The organism is uncultured Sphingomonas sp., from assembly GCF_937859915.1.
GTDB lineage: Bacteria > Pseudomonadota > Alphaproteobacteria > Sphingomonadales > Sphingomonadaceae > Solisphingomonas.
Genome location: NZ_CALMAW010000049.1, coordinates 1 through 9,530 on the forward strand (window position 1 = coordinate 1; position 9,530 = coordinate 9,530).

Sequence of the window (9,530 nt, forward strand, 5' to 3'; positions counted from 1 at the left end):
GCTATGTCCCGGCCCGGATTCCGGACCTGCTGCGGACCACCGACGTGATTGCCTATGAGGCCTCGGCGTCGCACCAGAATGCGATGGCGCAGGTCGAGGATGCGGCGTTCCGGCTCGATTATAATCGCGCGGCGGGCACCGACATGGAATGCTGCATGCCGTGCCAGACGCTCGAGCAATTCGCCGCCGGTGCGGGGATATGGAGCGACTTGCCCAAGGCGGTGCGGCAGGCGCAGATCGTCCATATGGCCGATCTGATCGACGAGCTCTATCCGTCCTTCCGGCTGTTCCTGTTCGACGGGCGCGAGCGCTTCTCGATCCCCTACACGATCTTCGGCTCGACCCGCGTCGCGGTGTTCGCGGGGCAGATGTACCTCGTGCTCAACAGCGCCGAGACGATCCGCACGATGCAGAAGCAATTCGAGGGGCTGATCCGCCACACCCGCGTCCACGCGCATGAGGCCGCGGCGTTCGTGCGGGCGCTGCGTGTCGGCTGAGCGCGGCGCCGGCGCGGGGCGGGTCGCCAGCCTCGCCATGTATCGCGACCCGCCCGTGGTGACCGCCGCGACGCACGCGCTATGGGCCTATCTGCGCGACCGGCTGCGCGCGGACGGCCTCGCCGATGTGCCCGATCGGCTGGACGATGCGATCGCGCACGATGCCGCGTGGCACGACCCGCGGCTGCTGCTCGCGCAGACCTGCGGCTATCCCTTCGCCACCAGCCTGCGCGGCCGGGTCCGGCTGGTCGCGACGCCGGTCTATGACCATGCCGGCTGCGTGGGCGCGAGCAATGGCAGCTTCGTCGTCGTGGGCGCGGGCGCGCTGGCGTCGTCGGTCGCCGACCTGCGCGGCGGCACCGTCGCGATCAACGATCCCGCCAGCAATTCGGGAATGAACCTGCTGCGCCACGCCGTCGCGCCCCATGCCGTCGAGGGGCGTTTCTTCGGCCGGGTGATCGTCAGCGGCGGGCATGTCGCCAGCCTCGCGCTGGTCGCCGGCGGGGAGGCGGACGTCGCCGCGATCGACTGTGTCACCTACGGCAATCTGGCGCGGTCGGCGCCGGCGCGGCTCGCCGGCGTCCGCATCCTCGCCGAGACCGTCAAGACGCCGGGCCTGCCGCTGATCACGCGGGCGTCGGCCGGCGACGACGAGCTGGCGCTGCTGCGCGCGGCGCTGGAGGCGTTCGTTCGCGATCCCGCCGCCGCCGCGATCCGCGCCCCGCTCGGCCTGGCCGGCTTCGCGATCTTGCCGGACAGCGCCTATGATGCCGTCCTCGAGATCGAACGCGCGGCGGCGGCGGCGGGCTATCCGCGGCTAGCCTGATCGGCGCGCAAATCCGCGCTTTGTTCGGCGGCGGCTTCGTGACAGGTTGCGGTGCGGCGTAACTGATCCGGGGGGGATCGTCGTCCGATGCTGCATCATGCCTGAGGGGATAGTCATGTCCGCGACCGAAGCACCGTCGCTGGCCCGCACGCTCAACGTCTTCCAGCTCTGGGGGATCGCGGTCGGGCTCGTCATCTCGGGCGAATATTTCGGCTGGAGCTATGGCTGGGCGCAGGCGGGGACGCTCGGCTTCCTGGTGACGACGATTCTGGTCGCGGCGATGTACGTCGCCTTCATCTTCAGCTTCACCGAGCTCACCACCGCGATCCCGCAGGCGGGCGGCCCGTTCGCCTATGCGCATCGCGCGTTCGGGCCGGTCGGCGGCGCGGTCGCGGGATTTGCGACGCTGATCGAATTCCTGTTCGCGCCGCCCGCGATCGCGCTCGCGATCGGCGCCTATCTGGTCGTCCAATTTCCGGGGCTCGATCCCAAGACCGCGGCGGTCGGCGCCTATCTGCTGTTCGTCGCGCTCAACGTCGTCGGCGTGCAGATCGCGGCGACCTTCGAGCTGGTCGTGACGCTGCTCGCGGTCGGCGAACTGCTCGTCTTCATGGGCGTGGTCGCGCCCGCCTTCCGCTGGAGCGCGTTCAGCGCGAACGGCTGGTCGGGCGCCCCGCATTTCGGCGTCGGGTCGATCGGCGGCATGTTTGCGGCGATCCCGTTCGCGATCTGGTTCTTCCTCGCGATCGAGGGCGTCGCGATGGCGGCCGAGGAGGCGCGCGAGCCGCGCTGGACGATCCCGATCGCCTATATCAGCGGCATCCTGACACTGACGCTGCTCGCCTTCGGAGTGATGATCTTCGCGGGCGGCTCGGGTGACTGGCGGGCGCTCGCCAACCTCAACGATCCGCTGCCGCAGGCGATGAAGATCGTCGTCGGCCAGTCGAGCGGCTGGCTGCACATGCTGGTCTGGCTCGGGCTGTTCGGGCTGGTCGCCTCGTTCCACGGCATCATCATGGGCTATGCCCGGCAGATCTACGCGCTGTCGCGCGCGGGCTACCTGCCGCCGGCGCTCGGCCGGCTCCACCCGCGCTTCCGCACCCCGCACATCGCGACGATCGCCGGCGGCGTGGTCGGAATCGCGGCGATCTACAGCGACCGTCTGGTCAGCATCGGCGGGCAGTCGCTGACCGCGAGCATCGTCACGCTCTCGGTGTTCGGCGCGCTGGTGATGTATATCGTCAGCATGCTCGGCCTGTTCCGCCTGCGCCGCAGCGAGCCCGGTCTCGACCGCCCGTTCCGCGCGCCGCTCTATCCGGTGGCGCCGGGCTTTGCGCTGGTTGCGGCGGTCGTCGCGCTGGGCGCGATGGTCTATTACAATCCGATCATCTTCCTGCTGTTCGCGACGATCATGGCAGCGGCGGTGCTCGCCACGCTGGCACGCGAGCGGCGGGCACCCGCCTTGGCCTAGTCACCAGGGCGCGGCCCGTCGCCGTGCCGGCCTTCGCACAGTATTGGATCCATAATGGACAATAGCCCGGTCTATTATCCATTTCCGCAATGGCTCGCCGGTAATAGACGCCAGCTGAGGCGTACCTTGATCACGATCGCGCGGTGGATCGGTCTCTACGGGTCGCAAAGAGCCGGGGCGATCGCAGGCGTTGAGTCCGATGACGGAGAGGGATGGCGTCGAAGGCGGCACGAATACGGGCCTGTTAGAGCGAATCCAGCAGAATTTCAAACATCAGACCACGCGAAATCTTCGCGTCGCGCCGCAGCAGCCCCGCGCGTGGCAGACCGTCGAGCGGCTGCTGGATGCGACCAACCGGCTGATGCTGCTGACCCGCACCTTCGACGAACTGAACCTCGAGATGGCGGCGGCCGATGCCGGTGTCACGCCGCAATCGGCCTACCGCTATTTCGCCAATATCGGTGATCTCGTCCGCACCAGCGTCCGGCGCATGCAGGCGAACTGGAACGCGCGCTTCGTCGAGTTCATGCTGTGCCAGACGTTCGAGACGCGGTCGGACGTCGCGCATGCGATCGCGGGCTTCATCGCCGAGACCTATGGCAGCCAGGTCACGGCGTCGACCAAGATGATCGACGAGATTTTCCGCCATTATCATGATCTCGACTATGACGCCGCGTGGATCGTGTCCGACACGATCGTGTCGTCGGTCGGCGCCGCCTGCACGCCGCGGATGCGGGTCGGCGAGATGGCGACCGGGCTCACCGCGCTGTGGGCGATCGCCAAGTTCCTGATCCTGCGCGATGCGCGAGAATTGAGCCAGCGCAATGTCCACGACCTGATGGCGGCGGTGCTGCTGGCGGCGCTCAACGGATCCGCGCCGTTGGACGGCGAGGCCCCTGCCGAGCCGGTGTGACGCGCGGGGCGCGCCGATCACGGCTGCAGCTCATCCAGGCGCCAAAGACCCAGCGCCTTGTCGCGATAGGCGCCGCCGGCTTCGGTGCAGCCTTCGACGATCAGCCGGTGCGGGGGCGGCAGGTCGAACGGGGCCAAAGTGAGGTTGAGCGGTCGCCAGCCGCCGAGCGCGCAGTCGGCATTCGCGCAACGGTCGGTGAACGTCGTGGCGAGCAGCCAGCGCGCGCCGGTGCGCTGCAGAGCGCGCAGCGTCCGGCGCGCGGTCGCGAGGTCGTAATGGACGAGCGTGTCGCGCAGCATGACGAGATCGGCGCGGGGCAGGGCGTCCTGCGTGACGTCGGCGCATAGAAAGCGACGGCCTGGCCGCGCCAGCGCCGCGTTGCGGGCAATCAGCGCGGGGACGATGTCGACCCCGATATAGGTGGTGACCGGCAGGTCGGTCTGGCCGAGCCAGCGATGATCGCCGCACCCGACATCGAGCAGGACGCCGATGCCGAGGTCCGCGAGCAGATCCGGCAGCGCGCGGCGCAGCGTCGCGGTCTGGGCGAGCGACGATCCCGGTCCCGACAGGGAGTCGTCGCCGCGCTGTTCGGCCGCCGCATGAAAGCCGGCGAAGACCGCGGCGGGGGTTCTGCCCTGTCCCGCCTCGGCGAGCGCGCCGGCGGGGGCGGCGGCATGGTCGAGGCTCTTGGCGAGCGCGAAGCGGAAGAAGCTGCGCGGTGCCAGCAGGTCGGCGCCGGGATGCTGCGCGGCGAAGGCGGTGATCTGCGTGTTGGACAGCATGTAGGTGAGCGCGTCGGGATCGAACGAGCGGGCATGCTCCGCCGCGTCGCCGGTGCGGAAGAACAGTTCGGGTCGGCTCCAGCAGATCGGCTGGATCGCCGCGCAGGGCAGTTCGTGGAAGGCGGCGCCCCCCTGGCGCAGCAGCCGGGTGAGCGGCTCGCCGCCGAGCGAGATCCACGACAAGGCCGGGCCGCTCCTGAGCCGGTCGGCGACCGCCTGGTAGAACAGCCCGGCGGTCGGATTGTCCGGCGCGGCGGCGATGAAGCCGTTGGGATAATAGCCCTGGCGGTCCTGGTGGACGACGAAGCCGTGCGCGGCCAGCGCGGCGCGGACCCGGTCGAGCGGCCGCATCAGGATGCAGTCGCTGTCGAGCCAGATGCCGCCATGGCGCGCCAGCAGATAGGCGCGCGCGTAATCCGCCCGGTGCGCAGGCTGCAGCGGATCGAGATCGATGTCGCGATCGTCCTGGCGAAGCGCCTCGAACGCGGCGCGATCGAGCAGGCGGACGTCGCCGCCATGCCGCACGATCGTCTCGCGACAGCGTAGGATCCAGTCCGGGCACGGCCCCTCCCAATAGTGGAACAGCGGCAGATGCAGCGGGGCGGCCGGCGCCGGCGCGGCGGTCGCGACCGTCTGCTGCGCGGTCGCGCGGCCCAGCCAGGCGTCGCGCGTCGTGCAGCGTTCGAGTTCGGTGAGCACCGCGATATTGTGCAGATAATGCGGATTGCTCCGGTGCGGCGCGGTGCCGTTGAGACCGCCGGATTCGGCATGGTAGAGATGGTAGAGCGTCTGTTCGGGATTGCCGCTGGTGCCTGTACGGCCAAGTAGCGACGCCTTGTGCCACCAGCCATTGTCTTCGCCGCCCCAGCCGCGGAACCGCTCGTCGAGCCCGCCATAGGCCTCGACGAAGCGGCGCCTGACGAGGCCCATGCCCCCGGAGACATGGCTGCCGGAGCGCAGCGTGCGCAGCGGCCGGGCGTGCGCCGGATCGGCGCCGTCGCCGAGGCACGCGCGCGTGTCGTCGTCGGTGAGATAGTGGATCGCCTGGTAGGGGATCAGGAAGTCGAGGGCGGTCGCCTCGAGCTCGGCAATGGCGCGGGCGTGGAAGCCCGGCACCGCGACGAGATCGTTGTCGTGCCACAGGACATAGTCGGTGCGCGCCTCGGCGGTACCGAGGTTGAGCGCGCGGGCGCGCTCGAAGGCGCCGCTGTGCGGGACGAAGACGTGGCGGGCGCCGGCCCGCGCCGCCGCCTCGGTCGCCACCGCGGTCTCGCCCAGTTCGACGACGATCAGCGGCGACAGCGGCAGCGCGTCGCGGAGGCGGGCGAGCGCATGCGTCAGCAGCGGGAGCCGCTCGACGCCGCCATGCGGGACGACGACGGTGAGGTCGTGGAGGATGGCGGCGGTGGCGGCCAGCGGCGGGTCGGCGAAGCGGGCGACCATGGCGCGGACCGGGGCGGGGTCGCGCGGCCGGTAGAGATCGCCTTGGGTGTGTTTAGGGCTGGTGTTGCCGGCATGGACGCGCCCGACGAACAGGTCCGGCGCGTCCATCACATGGAGCGCGGCGCGCTCGGCGGCGAACACCCATTGCGTGTCCTCGCCGCATTGTATGGCCGGGAAGGGCCGGCGGTCCCAATAGGCGCGGCGGTAGGCGAGGCTGCCGCCGCAGACCCACGGCGGGGTGCCGCGATAGACATAGTCCCACGCCTGTGCGCCATCGTCGGAGAGGAAGACGACCCGGTCGAGGCCGCAGATCTCGGCGCCGCTCGCATCGAGCGCGGCGCGCTGGCGCGCGATCCGATCGGGGGCGTGCCAATCGTCGTCGTCCCAGTGGAGGATGATGTCGCCGCGGGCGAGCGCGCACAGCCGGTTGCGCTTGTCGCCGAGCGGCCGCCGCGTCGTCTCGCGGACGTAGCGGACGCGCGGGTCGTCGGGGACGAGATCGGCGACGGCGTCGCTGCCGTCGTCGAGGATGAGCAGCTCGGCCTCGTCGCCGGCCTGGGCGAGGAAGCTGGCGATCGCGCCGGGCACGAACCGGCGCCGGTCGGCCGTCGGCATGATCGCGGACACGCGTACGTTCATCGGACCTCGCTCATGCCGGTCGCGGCGTCGGCGCGCGCCGTCCCGGATCGGGCGGCGTCGCGGGCGGACGATCTGGTCTTCGTGTCGCGGGCGGGGGGCGGCTCAGGCCCAAACATGTCTGACGGTCTTGATCGAATTCCGCTCGTTCATGAACAGCATGACGTCGCCCTCGAAGTTGAAGGGCGGGACCTGGACCTTTCTGGTCGTGTCATAATGGCTGGGCAGATGGATCGTGGCGTAGATCGCATTGGCGTAGCTGCCGCCCCCTCTCAGTTCGATCTCCAGCGTGCCGATCTGCTGGACCGGATCGTTCGGCTGCAAGGAGAAACTCGGGTAGAGAACGATCGGCAGCTCATATTTATTCGCGTAGAAATCGATCTCGTTGTTGCGGATCTGGCACAGGACGGTGCTGAACAGGCCGGCATCGTCGTAGATAAGATAGAAGGTGAACGTCCAGGACGGGTTGACGCTGGCTTGCCAGACATAGGTGTCGGTCGCGCCAGGCACCGTTTCGGCCGGCGGCATCGCGACCGGTCGGTAGGTCCAGATCGACCCGGGACCGTTGGGGTAGAGCGCGTCGACTTGGACGGTCCTCGGCGGCGACCCGATGGTGACGTCTGTGATGGCGAGCGGTACCGGCGGCCCGACGCGCGGCATCTGGACGGGCTGTGCCGGCGCGGGCGCAACCTGAACCAGCCTGGCATGCGCCGCATTGTCGCGCCATCCGTCGACGTTGAAGACATAGCCGCCGGGTTGCGCGATGATGCCTGCTTGCGAGACGTCGGCGCCGCAGGACGGGACAAGCTGGATCTGGACCATCGGTTCGCCGGGGAGCATCGGCGATTGCTGCAGCCGCGCCTCGAGATGATCGAGGCAGATGTCGGTGGCCCAGGTGATGCCGAGCAGATCGAAGATGCCGGCACCATCATAATTGGCCTTCTGCCGTTCGCTGCCGGGGCCCGGCATCGCGCCTTCCATATGCTCGACTTCGCCGAGCAGCAGGCCGCCGGGGCTGGCGTCGGCGGCGATGAAGTCGACGTCCGACTTGAGCTCCTTCATGATCGCGCGGGCCCCGCTGGGGCCCTGGGCCGCCATGCCGCCCTGCTGCACGAGCGCGAAATTGCAGATTTGCACAGGCCGCAGCGGATCATCGAGCTCCCATTGCCCGATGATCGTGCCGAACGCGAAAACCCAGTCCGTCCAGCGTGCCGGTGCCGCGAGGTTCTGCAGCGCCGCGATCGCGTACTGAACATCCGCCATGTCGTAGGCGCCCGGATCCGCGCCGCGAAAGAAGAACTCCGGAATCATGAAGACATACAGTGTCTTGACGGGGGGCGACGCGGGTGGGGGCAGGGTCGATCGCGCCGTCTCCATCGCGGCGGCGAGCAGCTGACAGCGCGCATCGATATCGTCGACCGCGGGCGTTATGCCGAGATAGGTCGATGTCCCATCGTCATTTTCCTTCGGCGTCGTGTCGAGGACATAACCGATGAAGACAATCTGGTCGTAGGGCACGGTCAATCTCCTGCGTTCGGACGATAGGGCGCGGCGAAATGCAGCACGGTGGTGAACTTGATGATGTAGGTGACGTAGATGTTGATCGGCCGGCTCTCCTTCTGGCTCAGCTGACCGGTCAGCGCCGACCCGTCGTCGGCGACCGGGACGCTGGTCAGTTGGCTGGCGGTGCTCGGTACTTCGACCGCCGATCCCGCCTGGACGGTGACGGGGGTCGCCGATTGCGAATAGTCATGCTTGTGGCTGAGCATTGCGGAAGCCTGGGTGGAGCCGACGTCGGCGGCGGTGCCGCCGCTGGCCGGGGTTCGCGCCGCCGCGTCCGGGTCGTTGCCCGCGCCCCAGTCGCACCCGCGCAGGAAATAGCCGCGATAGTCGGGCAAATTGAAACTGTCGGCGCCGCCGCCGTAGAGATAGCCCAGTGCCGCGAACAATTCGGGGTAGAGCGAGACCGCCAGCGTCCGGCCGTCGCACGCCATCCAGCCCCAGGCCTCGATCTGCGCGGTGGCGGCGGGGGGCGATCCCGTCGCTGCGGGGACGACGTCGACGGGCGACGCCGTGTTCGGGATCGGCGTGCCGACCTGGCCGGCGAAGGCGACGACCGCCCCGACCGGCATGCCGCCCGTGCCGCGCGGACCGAACCACGGCGCGGGATTGAGCGGATCGATCATGCCTCGCCTCCTGGCGTCGCTGGCGTCGGCGCGACCGCGAAGGACGGCAGGCCGCTACCGTCGAGCACCTGCATCGCGGTCGGCACGACGACCTCCCAGGGCTTGCCGACCGTCCGCTCGCGGTCCTGGCGGTCGGCGGCGCGCTTGATGTCGTCGACGATGTGGAGGTCGACGGCGTTGACCGCGACGAGCCGATCGGGGCCGTCCCAGATCATGCCCGACGCGAAGAAATAGAGGAAGGCGAGCACATGGTCCGGGCGCACCGGCACCAGCGCGCGCGCACGGTCGGCGTGCAGGAAGCTGGCGAAAGCGGGGTCGTGGCCGGCGTCCTCGCGGCCAGCGCCGCCCGGCCGATCGTGATGGACGCTGTAGGTCATCTCGGGCCATTCGAGCGCCTGGTCGAGAAATTGATGGCAGCGCGGCCAGTTGACCACGTCGACCGGCGGCGACGCGCTCGGCGCCGAGCGGCCCCAGTCGGTCAGCACAGCCGCCCGCTCGAGCAGCAGATCGAGGCAGCCATGTTTGAGCGCATCGCGCGCGATCCGCGCGGCGGCGAGCGGGGATCGCTGCACGGCGGGCGCCGTCCCGTCCGCGACGGCGGCAAGGCGCCGCTCGATCCCCTGCGCATAGGCGCGCACGATCGCGCTGTAGATCTGGATGCGCCACTCGTCGGTGCAGCGCGGCGTCGGCACGCAGGCGATCTCGATATTGACGATGCACTCGCCGGCGTCGGGCGGCGACAGGCCGGCCGCCGGCGCCGCCACCGCGACCGGGAT

Annotated in this window: 8 protein-coding genes; 4 read left to right on the plus strand and 4 right to left on the minus strand. The window is 69.5% G+C overall.

The window, feature by feature from the left end:
• The 4 genes from Q0326_RS06765 to Q0326_RS06780 form a co-directional block, all read left to right on the plus strand.
• Positions 1–497, plus strand: a 497-nt coding sequence (locus tag Q0326_RS06765) for a hypothetical protein (RefSeq protein ID WP_298688458.1), incomplete at its 5' end; no start/stop codon positions are given.
• On the plus strand, positions 487–1,323 hold the full coding sequence (locus Q0326_RS06770; RefSeq protein WP_298688460.1) for a PhnD/SsuA/transferrin family substrate-binding protein: 837 nt from the start codon (positions 487–489) through the stop codon (positions 1,321–1,323). The genes Q0326_RS06765 and Q0326_RS06770, both read left to right, overlap by 11 nt.
• 115 nt (positions 1,324–1,438) lie before the next feature.
• Entirely contained in the window at positions 1,439–2,794 is a 1,356-nt protein-coding gene (gene eat, locus Q0326_RS06775; protein WP_298688463.1) for an ethanolamine permease, read from the plus strand.
• Positions 2,795–2,993: 199 nt separating this feature from the next.
• Positions 2,994–3,707 (plus strand): TetR/AcrR family transcriptional regulator, encoded by a 714-nt coding sequence (locus Q0326_RS06780; RefSeq protein ID WP_298688465.1) that lies wholly within the window; start codon positions 2,994–2,996, stop codon positions 3,705–3,707.
• A gap of 17 nt (positions 3,708–3,724) precedes the next feature.
• Here the strand turns inward: Q0326_RS06780 and Q0326_RS06785 are convergent, their stop codons facing one another.
• The 4 genes from Q0326_RS06785 to Q0326_RS06800 form a co-directional block, all read right to left on the minus strand.
• Entirely contained in the window at positions 3,725–6,571 is a 2,847-nt protein-coding gene (locus tag Q0326_RS06785; protein WP_298688468.1) for a glycosyltransferase, read from the minus strand.
• Positions 6,572–6,673: 102 nt separating this feature from the next.
• The gene (locus tag Q0326_RS06790) at positions 6,674–8,086 is read right to left on the minus strand and encodes a hypothetical protein (protein WP_298688470.1); all 1,413 of its coding nucleotides are present in this window, start codon (positions 8,084–8,086) and stop codon (positions 6,674–6,676) included.
• A gap of 2 nt (positions 8,087–8,088) precedes the next feature.
• A complete protein-coding gene (locus Q0326_RS06795) occupies positions 8,089–8,754 on the minus strand; it encodes a phage tail protein (RefSeq protein ID WP_298688475.1) in 666 nt (221 codons plus the stop codon).
• Positions 8,751–9,530 (minus strand): hypothetical protein (locus Q0326_RS06800; RefSeq protein WP_298688477.1); only part of this gene is annotated, 780 nt, incomplete at its 5' end. The genes Q0326_RS06795 and Q0326_RS06800, both read right to left, overlap by 4 nt.

Coding starts and splice junctions, on each gene's coding strand:
- Q0326_RS06780 (WP_298688465.1), top strand. CDS start 2,994: ATGACGGAGAGGGATGGCGTCGAAGGCGGCACGAATACGGGCCTGTTA.
- Q0326_RS06795 (WP_298688475.1), bottom strand. CDS start 8,754: ATGATCGATCCGCTCAATCCCGCGCCGTGGTTCGGTCCGCGCGGCACG.
- Q0326_RS06785 (WP_298688468.1), bottom strand. CDS start 6,571: ATGAACGTACGCGTGTCCGCGATCATGCCGACGGCCGACCGGCGCCGG.
- eat (WP_298688463.1), top strand. CDS start 1,439: ATGTCCGCGACCGAAGCACCGTCGCTGGCCCGCACGCTCAACGTCTTC.